This window comes from Bacillus sp. BK450 (assembly GCF_004364885.1).
Classification (GTDB): Bacteria; Bacillota; Bacilli; order Bacillales; family Bacillaceae; genus Bacillus; species Bacillus safensis.
In genome coordinates this window covers 239,729-256,099 of sequence record NZ_SOBQ01000001.1, presented here as the reverse complement: position 1 = coordinate 256,099, position 16,371 = coordinate 239,729, and the positions used below count along the sequence as shown (strand labels likewise).

Sequence of the window (16,371 nt, the reverse complement as noted above, 5' to 3'; positions counted from 1 at the left end):
ATGGTTTTGGATATATTTTCTGGAACGATAAGCAACCTTGAGAATGCCTTGGGCAGAGCGAATGTTAAGCAAAAAGTCATAAGCAATAATATCGCAAATATAGACACACCGAACTACAAGTCGAAAAACGTCGCATTCCATGACATGCTAAATGATGCGTCAATCAAATTAGATGCCAAAAAAACATACCAAGGTCACATTGATTTTTCAAAAACAGGGTCCAATTATTCAGTTGTTTCGAGCAACCGTACTTCTTATCAAGAAAACGGAAATAATGTCGATATTGATCAAGAGATGAGTGAACTCGCTAAAAACCAAATTCAGTATAATGCGCTGGTGGAAAGAATGAGCGGGAAATTCAATTCTCTTAAAACAGTTTTGACAGGAGGTAAGTGATGTCGATTTTTTCAGGAGTGAACGCTTCGGCCTCAGCATTAACGGCACAGAGGCTCAGAATGGACGTTGTATCCTCAAACCTTGCAAATATGGATACAACAAGAGCTAAACAGGTTGATGGCAACTGGGAGCCTTATAGACGTAAGCTTGTCACATTACAGCCGTCAGGTGAATCGTTTTCATCTATATTGAACTCAAGTATGAATTCAAGCGGCAAATTAGGAAACGGCGTCAAAGTAACAAAGATTACTGAAGACGAAACTCCATTCAACCTTCAATATGATCCTACAAATCCCGATGCCAATGAAAATGGATATGTTCAAACACCAAATGTCGATCCATTAAAAGAAATGGTCGACCTCATCAGCAGCTCAAGATCGTATGAAGCAAACGTGACTGCTCTAAATGCGAATAAAAGCATGCTGATGAAAGCTTTAGAAATAGGAAAGTAAGGTGAAAATAATTGGTTAATGCAATATCTCCTTTCCAGCTTCAAACTGCTCAGCAAGCAAGTGAATTGACGAATGCAACGCCCGTTCAGGCGGCTGCACCTAAAAGTCAAACGAATTTCTCTGATGTGCTGAAGAATTCCATTGAGGCATTAAATCAATCACAGCTGAAATCAGACCAGTATACAAATGCGCTTGCACAAGGAAAAGATGTCAATCTCGATGAAGTCATGATTGCCGCGCAAAAAGCGAGTGTTACACTCACAGCTGCAACAGAGTTTCGAAATAAAGCAGTCGAAGCGTACCAAGAGATTATGAGAATGCAGATGTAGGAGGTGCTGGTGGACAAAAAAAGACTGAATGGAATGACCGGGGGTTAAGATGAATCGTACTTTAATGCAATTAAGAACAAAAACAGTTGAGTTTTGGCGAAATCGATCAAAATTACAAAAAATACTCATGATTGGCGGCGTTGCTGCCCTAGCAATCATTATTACGGTTGTTAGCATCTTTGCTTCTTCTGAAAAAATGGTTCCGCTCTTTAGAGACTTGTCTGAGGCAGAAGCTGGACAAATCAAACAGGAACTAGATGGCAAAAACGTTAAATCGGAACTTGCAAACAATGGAACAACGATTCTCGTTCCAGAAAAGCAAGCAGATTCTTTAAAAGTAACACTTGCATCTGAAGGGCTCCCTAAGACAGGCAACATTGATTATTCCTTCTTTGCAAACAATTCAGGCTTCGGTTTAACAGATAATGAATTTGATGTTCTGAAAGTAGACGCAACTCAGACAGAACTATCCAATCTGATCAACACGATTGATGGGATTAAAGATTCAAAAGTGATGATTAACCTGCCAAAAGATTCCGTTTTTGTTGGAGAAGAGCAAAGTAATGCATCAGCATCCATTGTGCTGCAAGTTGAGCCAGGCTACACGCTCACACCGCAGCAAGTAAAAGGCCTTTATCATCTTATTTCAAAAAGTGTGCCGAATTTAAAAACAGAAAACATTGTCATTATGGACCAAGATTCCAACTACTACGACTTAAACACCAGCTCCGATTCCTATGCAAGTGGAATGGATGCACAGCAGCAGAAAAAAGAGGAAATCGAAAAGAATCTTCAAAGAAAAATTCAGCAGCTGCTCGGAACAATGATGGGTCAAGATAAAGTGGCTGTATCGGTCACAACAGACATTGATTTTACTGAAGAAAAAAGAAAAGAAGACCTTGTAGAACCTGTTGATAAAGAAAACATGCAGGGGATTGCTGTCAGCGCTGAAAAGATTGCTGAAACTTATTCAGGTAATGGCGCAGCAGCTGGAGGCACTGCTGGAACAGGTGACGATGATGTCACAAATTATCAAGGTGCCGATGGAGCGAATGGAAGCGGAGATTACGAAAAGAGCGAAGATCGTATCAATTATGAAGTCAACCGCATTCATAAAGATATCAAAGAAAGTCCTTATAAAATTAGAGATGTTGGCATTCAAGCATTGGTCGAACCACCAACTGCAAACGATGCAAACTCTTTAACAGCAGAAAGACAAGATGATATCAAAAAGATTCTTTCAACGATCATTAGCACATCGATTGATAAAGAATACACAAATGGTCAAGCGCTCACTCAAGCAGACTTAGATAACAAAATCGTTTTATCTGTATCAAAATTAGACGGTAAACAGCAAACTGCGGCAGATAACCCTTCAAACAATATTCCAATCTGGGTTTATATTGTAGGCGGTGTGCTCCTACTTGCAATTATCGCTCTTATCATTCTTCTTGTACGCAAGCGTAGAAAAGATGAGGAAGAAGAGTTTGAGTTTGATGAACGTACACCAATCGATGTTCCTGATATTGACACTGAACCAGAAACAGAAGAAATGGTGAGAAAAAATCAGCTTGAAAAAATGGCAAAAGAAAAACCAGAAGACTTTGCTAAATTGCTACGCAGCTGGCTGTCCGAGGATTAGGAGGAATACACATGTCGAGAAAAGATCCAAATCGACTAACAGGCAGACAAAAAGCAGCAATCCTAATGATTTCCTTAGGGCTAGACGTGTCAGCATCTGTATACAAACATCTGTCTGAAGACGAAATAGAAAAATTAACATTAGAAATTTCCAATGTACGAAGTGTAGATACTGCTAAAAAAGATGAAGTCATCGAAGAGTTTCACAGCATTGCCATCGCGCAGGACTACATATCGCAGGGCGGTCTTATGTACGCAAGACAAGTGCTTGAAAAAGCGCTTGGTGAGGATAAAGCGGACAGCATCTTAAACAGGCTGACATCCTCTCTTCAAGTGAAACCATTTGATTTTGCTCGAAAGGCTGAGCCAGAACAAATTTTAAACTTTATCCAGCATGAGCATCCACAAACGATTGCACTTATCCTTTCCTACCTGGATCCAGTGCAGGCTGGGCAAATTTTATCTGAGCTAGGCGAGGAAGTACAAACTGAGGTTGCGAGACGTATTGCCTTAATGGACCGCACATCTCCAGAGATCATCAATGAGGTGGAACGTATTCTTGAACAAAAGCTTTCTTCAACCTTTACGCAGGACTATACGCAAACGGGCGGAGTCGAAGCGGTTGTAGAAGTGCTAAATGGTGTAGACCGTGCTACTGAGAAGACCATTTTAGACACACTTGAAATTCAAGATCCAGAGCTTGCGGATGAAATTAAGAAACGTATGTTTGTCTTTGAAGATATTGTCACTCTTGACAGCAGAGCGATTCAGCGCGTCATCAGAGATGTTGAAAATGATGACTTATTGCTCGCACTCAAAGTGGCAAGCGAAGAGGTCAAAGAAATTGTCTTCCGCAACATGTCACAGCGGATGGTCGAAACATTCAAAGAAGAAATGGAGTTTATGGGGCCTGTCCGGCTTAGAGATGTCGAGGAAGCACAAACCCGTATTGTCAGCATCGTAAGACGACTTGAGGAAGCTGGAGAAATCGTCATAGCTCGAGGCGGAGGAGACGATATCATTGTCTAGGATTATCAAACATGAAACATCTGTTATTCCTGAACAAGGACGGCAAACGATTCCGTTACAGCAAGTAAACTTTAAAAGAGAACATCACGAAGAAGAGCTTGTCAATGAAACCGAAGCATCGCAGCTAGTACTCAGTGATGCAGAAGATCAAGCGAGCCGCATATTAGAACAAGCAAACAGTGAGCTGGAAAAAACAATGGCTGATATCAATCAGCGCAGAACTGATTTTGAAGAAGAAAGAATGCAGCTCATTGAAGAAGCGAAACAAGCAGGTTATCAAGACGGCTTCCAAAAGGGCGAAGCAGATGCGAATTTGCAGTACCAAGCTATTCTTGATCAAGCAAATGACATCGTTCGTCTTGCAAGGCAGGACTACGAAGAAAAAATTGAAAGCTCTGCTGAGCAAATTGTGGAACTCGCTTTTGAACTCGCCAAACGCGTTTGGAATGCAGCTGAGGACACGAAAGATCCATTTTTGGCTCTTGTGAAGCAGGTCATTTCAGAAGTGAAAGAATATGATGATATTTCCATCTATGTTGACCCTGAACATTACGAGCATGTGATGGAATATAAAGACGAATTGATTAGAATCCTTCAAAAGGATACACACCTTGCCATTTACTCGGATGAAAAAGCGCCAAAAGGAACTTGTTACGTAGAAACAAGTTTTGGAAAAGTGGAAGCGAGTGTTGATACCCAAATGAATCAGTTGAAAGAAAAATTATTAGAAGTCATTGATTCAGGTGATCACAAATGAAAATGGATGTGCTAAAAGAAACGATTGAAACCGCTGATCCTTATAAACGATTTGGTAAAGTCAATCGAGTGGTTGGGCTGATGATTGAATCTAAGGGACCGGAGAGTTCGATCGGTGATGTATGTCTCATTCATAAAAAAGGGAGCAAGCACCATCCGATAAAAGCAGAGGTCGTAGGGTTTAGAGATGAAAACATTCTGCTCATGCCTTATGTAGAAGCATCCAATATTTCACCAGGAAGTCTTGTTGAAGCGACGGGTGAGTCGCTGAAGGTCAAAGTAGGGACTGGATTAATTGGTGAAGTCGTTGATGCCTTCGGTGATCCGCTTGATGGCAGTATGCTTCCAAAAGGACTTGCACCTGTTTCGACAGATCAGTCACCCCCAAATCCAATGGACAGGCCACCTATTCGAGAAAAGATGGGTGTCGGTGTTAGAGTCATTGACAGTCTGCTCACAGTTGGCACTGGTCAAAGGATCGGGATTTTTGCCGGAAGCGGTGTTGGAAAAAGTACCTTAATGGGGATGATTGCAAAGCAGACAGAAGCAGACCTGAATGTCATTGCTCTTGTTGGAGAGCGTGGCCGTGAAGTTCGTGAGTTTATTGAAAAGGATTTAGGTGCTGAAGGACTGAAGCGATCCATTGTTGTCGTTGCAACTTCTGACCAGCCTGCACTGACGAGACTGAAAGCTGCGTATACAGCAACAGCTATTGCGGAGTATTTCAGGGACAGAGGCAAAAATGTCATGTTCATGATGGATTCTGTTACAAGGGTCGCCATGGCGCAAAGGGAAATAGGACTCGCAACTGGCGAGCCGCCAACAACAAAAGGATATACACCTTCAGTGTTCGCTATACTGCCAAAATTGCTCGAACGAACTGGGACAAATCAACTTGGTTCCATCACAGCGTTTTACACAGTGCTTGTTGATGGGGACGATATGAACGAGCCCATCGCTGATACAGTGAGGGGGATCCTTGACGGGCACATTGTACTTGATCGTGCTTTAGCCAACAAAGGACAATTTCCCGCTGTTAACATTTTGAAAAGTATCAGCCGTGTCATGAGCAATATCGCAAGTCATGATCACAAGGAAGCGGCTAACCGGTTCCGCCAGCTTTTATCCACTTATCAAAACGCTGAAGATCTCATTAATATTGGAGCATATAAAAAAGGCTCCTCCAAAGATATTGATGAGGCCATGCAGGCTTACCCTCACCTGATTTCTTTTTTGAAGCAGGATGTAGAAGAGGCTGTATCTATTGAAGACAGTGTGAGTTTATTGCTCAGTTTGATGAATAGAGAGGATTGACAAAAACAGTGAGATATCAATACAAATTTCAAAAGCTCTTAGAACTGAAAGAAAGTGAAAAAGACAAGTCACTCGCAGCATACCAACAATCCGTTTCGGCATTTGAGCAAGTTGCTGAAAAACTCTATGAAAATATGAGTAAAAAAGAACTAATGGAAAAAAGTAAAGAAGAAAAGCTGAGAAGTGGAATGAGTGTTCAAGAAATGCGTCATTACCAGCAATTTGTGACCAATTTAGATAACACCATCCAGCATTATCAGCAGCTTGTGATCATGAAACGCCATCAAATGAATGAAAAACAATCTGATTTAACTGAAAAAAACATTGAGTTTAAAAAGTTTGAAAAAATGAAAGAAAAGCAATTTGAAAAGTTCTCCCTTGAACATAAGGCAATTGAAATGAAAGAAATGGATGATATCTCTATCAGCCAATTCATGTTTCAAGGACATTAGGAGTCGAGATGAATGCCTAAGAAGGAAAAAACGAAGGAATCAGGTGGCGGGAAATTTCAATGGATCTTGTTTATTGTCATCATCCCATTGATTGTGCTTGTGATTGTCACTGGCACGATCCTTTATATGGCAGGTTTTGATCTAAAAAAACCGCTCCAAAACATTCCGGTGATTAGCAGCTTAGTTGGTTCAGATGACACCTCAAAAACGTCATCTTCACCTAATGATCAAAGCGATGCAGAGTTGAAAGAACTGAAAAAGACCATTAAAGAGCAAAAAAATGAACTCGAAATTGCACAAAAAGATTTGAAAACAAGTGATGAAGAGATTAAAAGACTGAATCAAAAAATCAACTCACTTGAAAAAACATCTGAAAATGATGCAAAGAATACGTCAGCCAATGACAGTTCATCGAATAACAGCTCATCAAATAACACGTCAGATAATAACTCGGCAGGGACGTCCTCTGATGCAGCGGCATCCTCTAATCAGCAGACAAAAGGAAAGGTCGCCAGCATTTATGAAAGCATGGACCCAGGAAAATCCGCCAAAATTTTATCAGAATTAAGTGATAAAGAGGCGTTAAAAATTCTTGAAGAGCTGAGCAAAAATAAACTGACAGACATATTAGCAAAACTGACACCTCAGAAGGCAGCAACGTTTACAAAAGAGCTTGCCAAAAAAGAAGAAAGTGAAAATGGGGGTGGACAATAAGTGAAGCTATTGGATATTGGAGCCTTACAGCAATCTTCTCAAGGTCTTTCAGGGCTAAAAGGAGACGGCGCGGCATCTGCACGAGGTTTGTTTAAACAATTGCTTAGCGGAGCAGGCGCTCAAAGCGGTCCTGTTCATGCTGAGACAGCCGCTGCAGCCTCTCTTTCTATCAATGATGCGATGCAAATTGTTGAAAAATGGATGCAATCACCTGAAGAAGGAATGAGCGCAGACCTACTAAGTGCGCTTCAAACACTACAAGGTCAAACGCTTGAATCATCTGATCTCAAATCACTTGAAGAATTATTCCAAAAAATGGAATCTTCCATTTACGGTGATCAAGCGGAAAAGCCAGGTTCTGAACATAGTGAACAGCTCATACAAGTCCACTTCTTCATCTATCAATTGCTTAATCAACAGCCGCTCAGCTTTGATTCGAAACTTGTGCAGGATATTGAAGGAAAAGGTCAAGACTTTATCCACTTTCTTTCGAAAAACGGGGTAGATGAAAAACTCATTCAGCAAGTAAAAGAGCAGTTCTTCTCGCAGGGATCAGCGCCAAAGCTGAATTCGATGACTCAAAGTGAGCTAAAGCACTTTAATCAGTTAATCGACCATATGATGGCGAATGCGAAAGGATCTGACAAAGAGTGGAAAATTTCACTAGGAGAGTTGAAGGAACTAGTCTCTCCAAAGCAAGAATCTACTCTCGCTTCTCCTGCAAAAGGGAATGCATCTCTTGAGTGGCTTCTCAAAAAAGAAGTCGTTAAAGGACAAAGCGCTGCTGCACCAGCTTCTGAAAAAATAATGACCCATACACTTTTGCCAGGTCATAAGCAGTTTTTCCAACTGCAGTCAGCGGCTCCTGTTCAGCAGACACAAACGACTGATGAAAAGCCGGGAACAGTTGATCAGCAAATTCTAAACACGTGGAAGCAAATGAAATTCACGCCGTTTGGCAATTCAAGCGGACGCTTTACCGTTCGATTAAATCCAGAAAATCTTGGATTCATTACCATTCAGCTAACGAAGCAAAACGGTATGTATGCGAGTAAAATTACAGCCTCGACGCAAGCAGCGAAAGAGCTGTTAGAGCATCATCTGCCGCAGCTCAAGCAGGCGCTTCCGAATATGTCGGTTCAAGTGGACCGTTTCCATATACCGCTTCAATCAAATGAGCAGCCGTTATTTGGACAGTTTAGTGAAGAAAACAAGCAGCAGCAGCCAAAAGGACAGAATTTCCAGCAGACTGATGAACAGGAAGCAGAATTTCAAGATGTACTGGACGCTCTTGTTGGGTCAGATGAAGAAGAGGAGGAGATCTAATGGCAACAGTTGATGCTACGAATAGAACAGCCGCACAAGCAGACACTTCTTCAAAAGCAGAAAAGAAAACAGATACGCTTGGCAAAGATCAATTCTTGAAAATTTTGCTCACGCAGCTTCAAAACCAAGATCCGACAAATCCGCTTGATGACCGTGAGTTTGTCACGCAGCTTGCGACATTTTCATCTTTAGAACAGCAAACCAATATGAACGATTCGATCACCAAGCTGAATCAGCTCATGTCTACATTTGTTGCACACCAAGATCCGTTTACGACGTATGTAGGCTGGATTGGTAAAGAAGTATCGGGCAAATTGGATGATAAAGAGATATCGGGCACTGTGAAGTCTGTTAAAAACATAGACAATGAATACTTACTTGTTTTAGAAGATGGAACGAAAATCAGCCCTTGGGATGTTACAGCAGTTGGAGAAAAAACGAAGTAATTCGAGGAGGAAAATAAATGTTACGCTCACTTTACTCAGGAATTAGCGGGATGAAAAACTTCCAAACAAAATTAGATGTGGTAGCCAACAACGTAGCCAACGTCAATACACACGGATACAAAAAAAGCCGTATCACATTTAAAGATATGGTCAGCCAAACCATTTCAAGCTCAGGTGGACCGACGAACAACTCTGGTTCAATAAACTCAAAACAAGTTGGTTTAGGATCATCTTTATCTTCTATTGATAAAATCATGAAACCAGGCTCTTCTCAAAATACAGACGAACCATATGATTTCTATATTAATGGAGATGGATTTTTCCGTATTCAAAAGCAAGGTGAAATCCTATTTACAAGAACAGGGAACTTCAAACCTGATTCAAATGGGGATTTGGCAACACCTGATGGAAACTATCTACTTGGCATGGATGGGCAAAGAATCAACATTCCAAGCGACAATGTGTCAAGTGTCAGTGTTGGGCCGGATGGGACAGTTTCTGTTGTTGAGAACAACGTTTCTCGTACTGTTGGGCAAATATCACTTGTGTCATTCAGTAATGCAGGAGGATTAGATAAGATTGGGGATAACCTATACCGCCAAACGCTCAGTTCCGGTGCGCCAAGTAATGCCATCGCTCCTGGAAGTCAAGGAACAGGTGAACTTCAAACAGGGAAACTTGAAATGTCAAACGTTGATTTAACAGACGAGTTTACCGAAATGATTATCGCGCAGCGTGGATTCCAATCGAATGCAAAGACGATCACAACATCTGATGAAATTCTGCAAGAGCTTGTGAATCTGAAACGATAGGAGGTAGGGGGAGCGGATGCTCGCTTCTCTGCTTAATATGATTGAAGTGACAAGATTAAATGGCAAAGGATTTATGCTGAACGCTCTCCATATCGAGCAAATCGAAAGCTTTCCAGACACGACCATTACTTTGGCCAATGGAAAGAAATTCGTTGTGAAAGAAGATGAAGAGCAGCTTCAAGAGAAAATCATTTCTTTCTACAGAAAAATCCAAGTCATTTCATTGAATCAAGGAATAGAGGAGTTTGAATGAAGAAGAAATTAGTCGTAGTAATGCTAATCATGATTATTGCCATCGTCGGAATTGGAGTAGGCATCTTTTTTCTGCTGAATGGGTCAGACGAAGCAAAAGCCGAAAAAGAGCCAACAGCAGATGAAGTTGTAAAAGCTTCTGTTGAAATTCCTGAGATTATCACCAATTTAAAATCTGAAGGAAATGCTGTCAAACTTGTCCTGAATATTGAAACGGACTCTGAAAAAGCAAAATCAGAGCTTGAAAAAAGAAGTTTCCAGGTAAAAGATGCTGTCATTGACATTTTATCAGACACGAATGCAGATGAACTTGATGGCAAAAAAGGCAGAGAACATTTTAAAACACAAGTCAAAAACAAAGTGAATAACTATTTGCAAGATGGCAAGGTGAAAGAAGTATATATAACCTCCTTTAATCTGCAATAGAGGCGATTAATTAACGCGATGGAGGTGAAGAAATGTCAGGAGAAGTGCTTTCCCAGAATGAGATCGACGCATTATTATCCGCCATCTCAACAGGCGAAATGGATGCAGAAGAGCTGAAAAAAGAGGAAACGACGAAAAAAGTGAAGGTGTATGACTTTAAACGTGCACTGCGCTTTTCAAAAGACCAGATTCGAAGTTTAACAAGGATTCACGATAACTTCGCTAGACTGCTCACCACGCATTTTTCAGCGCAGCTAAGATCATATATTCAAATTACTGTCAGCTCGGTTGACCAAGTACCATACGAAGAATTTATTCGTTCGATTCCTAATATGACATTATTAAACTTATTTTATGTCAGCCCGCTTGAAGGAAGAATCATGCTTGAAGTAAACCCAACAATCGGCTATGCGATGATGGACAGGCTGATGGGCGGGATTGGCATTAGTCATAATAAGACAGAATCACTTACAGAAATTGAAACAAAGATTATCTCAAACATGTTTGAGGGAGCTTTGGAAAATTACAGAGAAGCGTGGCAGTCCATAACCGACATCGAGCCTGAAATGGCAGATTTCGAGGTAAATCCCCAGTTTGTTCAAATGGTGTCACCAAACGAAACAGTTGTCGTCATTTCTCTTAATACACAAATTGGCGAGGTAAGCGGGGTTATTAACCTATGTATTCCTCACGTTGTATTAGAGCCTATTATTCCGAAGCTGTCTGTACACTACTGGATGCAGTCTGAACGAAATGAACCAAAACAGCAAGAAACAAAGGCCATTGAAAAACGGATTATGAAGGCAAAAATACCGGTAGTCGCAGAGCTGGGACAATCGGAAATGACGGTGGAAGAGTTTTTGAATTTGGAAATTGGTGATTGTATTGCCTTGGACAAACCAGTAAATGCGCCTCTTACTGTTATGGTCGGAAATAAACCGAAATTCTTGGGACAGGCCGGCCGCGTGAATCGGAAACAGGCGATTCAAATTCTAGATCACGACATAAGAGGTGAAGAAGATGGAGAATAACGGAAGTAAATTATCACAAGACGAAATCGATGCGCTCCTTAAAGGAGGCAGCAATGACGATATAGAGCCTGATACAATCCTTTCTGCAATGGAGCAAGATGCCATTGGAGAAATCGGAAATATTTCATTTGGCAGCTCTGCAACAGCACTTTCAACCCTATTAAATCAAAAAGTGGAGATTACAACTCCAACTGTTACAGTGATTCAAAAAAGTATGCTGAATGAGGAATTTCCTCATCCGTATGTCGCTATTGAAGTGAATTATACGGAAGGTTTCAGCGCAAGTAACCTGCTTGTCGTCCAGCAAACAGATGCAGCAGTTATTGCGGACTTAATGATGGGCGGAGACGGGACAAATGCTGACCCTTCTTTAAGTGAGATTCACTTAAGTGCAGTACAAGAAGCAATGAACCAAATGATGGGTTCTGCTGCGACATCCATGTCGACTGTCTTTAATAAAAAGATTGATATTTCTCCGCCGCGCGTCGAATTACTTGATGTGAAAGAAGGAGAAGGGACAGACCGCATTCCAGCTGAAGAAATGCTTGTCAAAGTATCCTTCAGATTAAAAATAGGTGAACTCATCGATTCAAATATTATGCAGCTTTATCCTATTACATTTGCGAAGGATTTAATTGCAGAATTAACAGATCCTGCGCAAGAAGAAGAGCCGGTTCAAGAAGAAGTGAGTGCACCTGAACCTCAGCCGGTAGCTCCGCAAACGCAGTCTGCCCCAGCGCAGCAAGCAGCACCGCCGAAAAGACAGGCGAAGCCAAAGCCGGCAGCACCTGTAAATGTGGCGCCGGTTGAATTTGAATCGTTCAGTGAGCCTCAGCATACAACAAGCCAGCTTGGAAACCTTGATATGCTGATGGACATTCCGCTTTCCATTACGGTGGAACTTGGAAGAACTCAGCGCAGTGTGAAAGAAGTTCTTGAGCTTTCAGCTGGAAGTATCATTGAACTGGACAAACTTGCTGGTGAGCCAGTAGACATTCTAGTGAACAAACGAATCGTCGCCAAAGGGGAAGTCGTTGTCATTGATGAGAACTTTGGTGTTCGTGTGACTGATATTTTAAGTCAGTCAGAAAGACTTTCTAATTTAAAATAAACAAACATATAGGGAGAGAATAAGTAAATGGCTACTAAGGTATTAATCGTAGATGATGCAGCATTCATGAGAATGATGATCAAGGATATTCTTGTAAAAAACGGATTTGATGTAGTAGGAGAAGCAGAAAACGGCGCACAAGCAGTTGAAAAATACAAAGAAACATCTCCTGATCTTGTCACAATGGATATCACCATGCCAGAAATGGACGGAATCACTGCACTAAAAGAAATTAAACAAATCGATGCTTCTGCAAAAATCATCATGTGTTCTGCTATGGGACAGCAGTCAATGGTTATTGACGCGATCCAAGCAGGTGCAAAAGACTTTATCGTGAAGCCATTCCAGGCAGACCGCGTACTTGAAGCAATTAATAAAACGTTAGGCTAAAAAAGGGTGTAAGATTTGTTGAAAAAACGTTTGATATGTATAGCAATGATCAGTTTTATGCTTTTCTTGACGATGCAGCCTGCCTCACTGTTTGCCGAAACGAAAGATCCTGAGAATGGCACAGTGAATGACTGGCTCAAAGGTGAGAAAGAAAGCAAAAAGGATACAGAGAAGAAAACCACTGACAATCAAACGAATCCGGCAGAAGAAGTTCCCTCTTCTTCTGTCTCCATTATGGATTTTGTCAAAATGATTGGTGCCTTACTTTTTGTCATCCTGCTTATTTATGGATTGGTGAGATTTGTTGGTAAGCAAAACCGCTTACTCAAACCATTTCGATATGTTGAAAATATTGGCGGAACGACAGTCGGACAAAACCGTTCAGTCCAGCTGATCAAAGTGGGCAAAAGAGTATTAGTTGTCGGCGTAGCAGACTCAATCCAGCTGCTAAAAGAGATTGATGATGAACAAGAATGTGAAGCAATCGTGAAACAATATGAAGAAGCGATGGAAAGCAAAACCGATTTACCAAAAATGGTTCAAAAATTCACATCGCAGATAAAGAAACATGATCAGACGACCACTTCTTCTTTTTCAGCCAATTTAAAGGCGCAGCTAGCCGAATTGAAAAAGACCCAATCAGAAGTCAGAAAGAAAGGCCCGAAACAAAATGAATGAGTTTATCGATTTATTTAATTCCAGCGGTGCAGGAAATATCAGCACATCTGTCCGTCTTCTTTTACTTTTAACTGTATTTTCGGTTGCACCGGGCATTCTCATTTTGATGACGTGTTTTACACGGATTGTGATTGTTCTTTCATTCGTCAGAACATCGCTTGCAACCAACTCAATGCCGCCAAACCAAGTGCTTGTTGGACTTGCTTTGTTTCTCACATTTTTTATCATGGCACCCACGTTCTCACAGATTAATAAAGAGGCGCTGACGCCGCTTTTAAATGATGACATCACGTTAAATCAGGCGTATGAAAAAGCCGAAGTGCCTATTAAAGAGTTTATGAGTAAACATACGAGACAGAAAGATTTGGCTTTATTTCTTAATTACGCAAAAATGGATAAACCTGAATCGATTAAAGATATTCCGTTAACGACGATGGTTCCCGCTTTTGCCATTTCAGAATTAAAGACGGCATTTCAAATTGGTTTTATGATCTTTATTCCATTTTTAATTATTGACATGGTGGTCGCAAGTGTTCTGATGTCAATGGGGATGATGATGCTTCCGCCGGTTATGATATCGCTCCCTTTCAAAATATTGTTATTTGTTTTAGTCGATGGATGGTATTTGATAGTTAAATCTTTGCTGCAAAGCTTTTAGAGTAGGTGCTTAAAACATGAGTTCAGAATTTGTCATTACGATGGCTGAAAGATCAGTGTATGTAGTATTGCTTGTGAGTGGGCCGCTTCTAGCGCTCGCACTTATTGTGGGACTGATTGTCAGTGTGTTTCAGGCGACAACCCAAATTCAAGAACAGACGCTTGCGTTTATTCCTAAGATTGTTGCTGTACTCATTGGGCTTGTTGTGTTTGGTCCATGGATGCTTTCAACAATCGTGTCCTTTACGACAGAGCTGTTCTCGAATTTAGATCGATTTGCAGGTTAACAAGCGATGTCAATCATAGAATTATTCCCTGCTTTTCTTTTAGTTTTTATCCGGATCACCGCTTTTTTTGTGACAGTACCGCTTTTAGCGCATAGAACGATCCCAGCTGTACACAGAGTTGGATTCTCCCTGTTTTTAGCTGTCATTAGTTTTAGCACCATAAAAGAACCGCCAGCACTCGACATAGACGGTCTTTATATGATGCTTGCGGTGAAAGAAGCAATGGTCGGACTTCTGCTTGGACTGATTGCATACATCATGGTGTCCGCTGTTCAGATTGCCGGCTCATTCATTGATTTTCAAATGGGTTTTGCGATTGCCAATATTATTGACCCGCAAACAGGGGCGCAGACACCGCTGATGGGACAGTTTTTTTATACGGTCACATTGCTGTTGATGCTGGCAACAAACGCACATCACTTGCTGCTTGATGGAATCTATTACAGCTTTCAATACATTGCAGTTGATCAATACGCGCTGAATTTCGGCAGTGAATCCTTTGCTTACTTTATCGCAAAGAGCTTCAACCAAATGTTTATCATCGCCTTTCAAATCTCGGCACCTGTCGTGGCAAGTCTGTTTTTAGTCGATTTGGCGCTGGGGATTGTGGCACGTACAGTTCCGCAAATGAACGTATTTGTGGTTGGACTTCCTATTAAAATGGGTGTGAGTTTTATTATGATCATCATCTGTATGGGCGTCATCTTCGGTGTTGTCCAAAATACATTTGAAACGATTGTACTCACCATGAGGAATTTCTTAGCATTGGTCGGTGGTTCGTCATGATGACAAGGCTTAGACTAGACTTGCAATTTTTCGCAGGTGAAAAAACAGAAAAAGCAACGCCGAAAAAAAGGCGGGATTCACGTAAAAAAGGACAGGTTGCCAAAAGTACCGACGTCAATACAGCCATCTCATTTCTATTAATCTTTTTATCATTCTTTTTTATTGGGCCTTTTATGAAAGAGCGGATTATCGCGCTCATAGAACGTTTTTATTCAACAACCATGCTAATGAAGGTTAGCACATCTAATATTCATCAACTATTCTTGGAATTGCTTCAGGAAACAGGGCTCCTCCTCATGCCAATCCTTGGTGTTGGCATGCTGGCGGGGATTATCAGTAACTATTTACAAGTCGGCTTTCTCTTTTCAGCAGAAGTGATCAAACCGAAATTAGAAAAGCTTGACCCAATCAAAGGGTTTAAACGGATATACAGTATTCGAGCCCTCGTAGAGCTATTAAAATCCATTTTGAAAATTGGCTTTGTTGGCTTTGCGACATTTATTGCTCTTTGGATGCACTTTGACGAAATTCTGCGGCTTCCTTTATTAACAGCAGAGGAAACCCTTCATTTCGTTGCAAATATGACCTTAATTATGGGGCTGTATGCTGCTGGTGCTCTTTTGATTTTGGCAGGGCTTGATTATATGTATCAGAAATTTGATTATGAAAAAAACTTGCGGATGTCCAAACAAGACATCAAAGATGAGTATAAAAAATCAGAGGGTGACCCGCTCATCAAATCAAAGATTAAACAGCGTCAGCGGGAAATGGCCATGAGACGGATGATGCAGGAAGTCCCAAAAGCGGACGTCATCATTACAAACCCAACCCACTATGCCATTGCTTTAAAGTATGATGAAGAAAAAATGGACGCGCCCTATGTTGTGGCGAAGGGAACGGATATTTTGGCTTTGAAAATTAGAACGATTGCGAAAGAACATGATGTCATGACTGTAGAGAACCGCCCGCTTGCCCGTGCGCTCTATGATCAGGTCGACATCGACCAAGCGGTGCCGGAAGAATACTTTAAGGCCATCGCAGAAATTTTAGCTTACGTCTATAAAACGAAACAAAAGATTTTATGAA

Annotated in this window: 22 protein-coding genes; all 22 read left to right on the top strand. The window is 41.1% G+C overall.

All coding sequences use genetic code 11. The features are described from left to right. The first annotated feature begins 6 nt into the window (after window positions 1–6). The 22 genes from flgB to flhB are packed head-to-tail and all read left to right on the top strand — an operon-like array spanning window position 7 to window position 16,370. Entirely contained in the window at window positions 7–396 is a 390-nt protein-coding gene (gene flgB, locus EV579_RS01295; protein ID WP_012009952.1) for a flagellar basal body rod protein FlgB, read from the top strand. After that, a complete protein-coding gene (gene flgC / locus EV579_RS01290) occupies window positions 396–848 on the top strand; it encodes a flagellar basal body rod protein FlgC (protein WP_024424179.1) in 453 nt (150 codons plus the stop codon). The genes flgB and flgC overlap by 1 nt, the downstream gene beginning before the upstream one ends. Window positions 849–859: 11 nt before the next feature. Next, window positions 860–1,177, top strand: coding sequence for a flagellar hook-basal body complex protein FliE (gene fliE, locus EV579_RS01285; protein WP_025092577.1), 318 nt, complete (start codon window positions 860–862; stop codon window positions 1,175–1,177). A gap of 49 nt (window positions 1,178–1,226) precedes the next feature. Then, entirely contained in the window at window positions 1,227–2,819 is a 1,593-nt protein-coding gene (fliF, locus tag EV579_RS01280) for a flagellar basal-body MS-ring/collar protein FliF (protein ID WP_073205172.1), read from the top strand. Window positions 2,820–2,830: 11 nt separating this feature from the next. Continuing rightward, entirely contained in the window at window positions 2,831–3,847 is a 1,017-nt protein-coding gene (gene fliG, locus EV579_RS01275) for a flagellar motor switch protein FliG (RefSeq protein ID WP_024424176.1), read from the top strand. Beyond that, a complete protein-coding gene (gene fliH, locus EV579_RS01270) occupies window positions 3,840–4,604 on the top strand; it encodes a flagellar assembly protein FliH (RefSeq protein ID WP_133743822.1) in 765 nt (254 codons plus the stop codon). The genes fliG and fliH overlap by 8 nt, the downstream gene beginning before the upstream one ends. Next, a complete protein-coding gene (fliI, locus tag EV579_RS01265) occupies window positions 4,601–5,917 on the top strand; it encodes a flagellar protein export ATPase FliI (RefSeq protein WP_024424174.1) in 1,317 nt (438 codons plus the stop codon). The genes fliH and fliI overlap by 4 nt, the downstream gene beginning before the upstream one ends. Before the next feature lie 8 nt (window positions 5,918–5,925). Continuing rightward, window positions 5,926–6,369, top strand: coding sequence for a flagellar export protein FliJ (fliJ, locus tag EV579_RS01260; protein WP_024424173.1), 444 nt, complete (start codon window positions 5,926–5,928; stop codon window positions 6,367–6,369). A gap of 12 nt (window positions 6,370–6,381) precedes the next feature. Next, complete coding sequence (locus EV579_RS01255; RefSeq protein WP_025092579.1) at window positions 6,382–7,083, top strand: MotE family protein; 702 nt, start codon at window positions 6,382–6,384, stop codon at window positions 7,081–7,083. After that, the gene (locus EV579_RS01250; RefSeq protein WP_133743821.1) at window positions 7,084–8,409 is read left to right on the top strand and encodes a flagellar hook-length control protein FliK; all 1,326 of its coding nucleotides are present in this window, start codon (window positions 7,084–7,086) and stop codon (window positions 8,407–8,409) included. Continuing rightward, a complete protein-coding gene (gene flgD, locus EV579_RS01245; RefSeq protein WP_024426978.1) occupies window positions 8,409–8,855 on the top strand; it encodes a flagellar hook assembly protein FlgD in 447 nt (148 codons plus the stop codon). Before EV579_RS01250 ends, flgD begins: the two co-directional genes overlap by 1 nt. A 17-nt stretch (window positions 8,856–8,872) precedes the next feature. Then, window positions 8,873–9,667: a flagellar basal body rod protein FlgG gene (flgG, locus tag EV579_RS01240; protein ID WP_073205183.1), complete on the top strand. Its 795-nt coding sequence runs from the start codon at window positions 8,873–8,875 to the stop codon at window positions 9,665–9,667. Window positions 9,668–9,704: 37 nt separating this feature from the next. Then, window positions 9,705–9,920: a swarming motility protein SwrD gene (swrD, locus tag EV579_RS01235; RefSeq protein WP_008344794.1), complete on the top strand. Its 216-nt coding sequence runs from the start codon at window positions 9,705–9,707 to the stop codon at window positions 9,918–9,920. Continuing rightward, window positions 9,917–10,345: a flagellar basal body-associated protein FliL gene (gene fliL, locus EV579_RS01230; RefSeq protein WP_133743820.1), complete on the top strand. Its 429-nt coding sequence runs from the start codon at window positions 9,917–9,919 to the stop codon at window positions 10,343–10,345. The genes swrD and fliL overlap by 4 nt, the downstream gene beginning before the upstream one ends. Before the next feature lie 32 nt (window positions 10,346–10,377). Then, entirely contained in the window at window positions 10,378–11,376 is a 999-nt protein-coding gene (gene fliM / locus EV579_RS01225) for a flagellar motor switch protein FliM (protein ID WP_024424167.1), read from the top strand. After that, a complete protein-coding gene (gene fliY, locus EV579_RS01220; protein WP_044330634.1) occupies window positions 11,366–12,487 on the top strand; it encodes a flagellar motor switch phosphatase FliY in 1,122 nt (373 codons plus the stop codon). The genes fliM and fliY overlap by 11 nt, the downstream gene beginning before the upstream one ends. A 27-nt stretch (window positions 12,488–12,514) precedes the next feature. Continuing rightward, window positions 12,515–12,877, top strand: coding sequence for a response regulator (locus EV579_RS01215; RefSeq protein ID WP_007499584.1), 363 nt, complete (start codon window positions 12,515–12,517; stop codon window positions 12,875–12,877). Window positions 12,878–12,895: 18 nt separating this feature from the next. Further along, on the top strand, window positions 12,896–13,555 hold the full coding sequence (gene fliZ, locus EV579_RS01210) for a flagella biosynthesis regulatory protein FliZ (RefSeq protein ID WP_034623632.1): 660 nt from the start codon (window positions 12,896–12,898) through the stop codon (window positions 13,553–13,555). Beyond that, the gene (fliP, locus tag EV579_RS01205; protein WP_024424164.1) at window positions 13,548–14,213 is read left to right on the top strand and encodes a flagellar type III secretion system pore protein FliP; all 666 of its coding nucleotides are present in this window, start codon (window positions 13,548–13,550) and stop codon (window positions 14,211–14,213) included. The genes fliZ and fliP overlap by 8 nt, the downstream gene beginning before the upstream one ends. A 16-nt stretch (window positions 14,214–14,229) precedes the next feature. Beyond that, window positions 14,230–14,499: a flagellar biosynthesis protein FliQ gene (gene fliQ, locus EV579_RS01200; RefSeq protein ID WP_003211206.1), complete on the top strand. Its 270-nt coding sequence runs from the start codon at window positions 14,230–14,232 to the stop codon at window positions 14,497–14,499. Window positions 14,500–14,505: 6 nt separating this feature from the next. After that, on the top strand, window positions 14,506–15,285 hold the full coding sequence (gene fliR, locus EV579_RS01195) for a flagellar biosynthetic protein FliR (RefSeq protein WP_024426982.1): 780 nt from the start codon (window positions 14,506–14,508) through the stop codon (window positions 15,283–15,285). After that, on the top strand, window positions 15,282–16,370 hold the full coding sequence (flhB, locus tag EV579_RS01190; RefSeq protein WP_034623630.1) for a flagellar biosynthesis protein FlhB: 1,089 nt from the start codon (window positions 15,282–15,284) through the stop codon (window positions 16,368–16,370). The genes fliR and flhB overlap by 4 nt, the downstream gene beginning before the upstream one ends. Window position 16,371 lies beyond the last annotated feature (1 nt).

Excerpts from the sequence above, each read along its gene's own strand:
- flgC (WP_024424179.1), top strand. The coding sequence starts at position 396 with ATGTCGATTTTTTCAGGAGTGAACGCTTCGGCCTCAGCATTAACGGCA.
- fliM (WP_024424167.1), top strand. The coding sequence starts at position 10,378 with ATGTCAGGAGAAGTGCTTTCCCAGAATGAGATCGACGCATTATTATCC.
- EV579_RS01215 (WP_007499584.1), top strand. The coding sequence starts at position 12,515 with ATGGCTACTAAGGTATTAATCGTAGATGATGCAGCATTCATGAGAATG.
- fliF (WP_073205172.1), top strand. The coding sequence starts at position 1,227 with ATGAATCGTACTTTAATGCAATTAAGAACAAAAACAGTTGAGTTTTGG.
- flgG (WP_073205183.1), top strand. The coding sequence starts at position 8,873 with ATGTTACGCTCACTTTACTCAGGAATTAGCGGGATGAAAAACTTCCAA.
- EV579_RS01255 (WP_025092579.1), top strand. The coding sequence starts at position 6,382 with ATGCCTAAGAAGGAAAAAACGAAGGAATCAGGTGGCGGGAAATTTCAA.
- flhB (WP_034623630.1), top strand. The coding sequence starts at position 15,282 with ATGATGACAAGGCTTAGACTAGACTTGCAATTTTTCGCAGGTGAAAAA.
- fliQ (WP_003211206.1), top strand. The coding sequence starts at position 14,230 with ATGAGTTCAGAATTTGTCATTACGATGGCTGAAAGATCAGTGTATGTA.
- fliG (WP_024424176.1), top strand. The coding sequence starts at position 2,831 with ATGTCGAGAAAAGATCCAAATCGACTAACAGGCAGACAAAAAGCAGCA.
- fliI (WP_024424174.1), top strand. The coding sequence starts at position 4,601 with ATGAAAATGGATGTGCTAAAAGAAACGATTGAAACCGCTGATCCTTAT.
- flgD (WP_024426978.1), top strand. The coding sequence starts at position 8,409 with ATGGCAACAGTTGATGCTACGAATAGAACAGCCGCACAAGCAGACACT.
- fliR (WP_024426982.1), top strand. The coding sequence starts at position 14,506 with ATGTCAATCATAGAATTATTCCCTGCTTTTCTTTTAGTTTTTATCCGG.
- fliY (WP_044330634.1), top strand. The coding sequence starts at position 11,366 with ATGGAGAATAACGGAAGTAAATTATCACAAGACGAAATCGATGCGCTC.
- swrD (WP_008344794.1), top strand. The coding sequence starts at position 9,705 with ATGATTGAAGTGACAAGATTAAATGGCAAAGGATTTATGCTGAACGCT.
- fliP (WP_024424164.1), top strand. The coding sequence starts at position 13,548 with ATGAATGAGTTTATCGATTTATTTAATTCCAGCGGTGCAGGAAATATC.
- fliL (WP_133743820.1), top strand. The coding sequence starts at position 9,917 with ATGAAGAAGAAATTAGTCGTAGTAATGCTAATCATGATTATTGCCATC.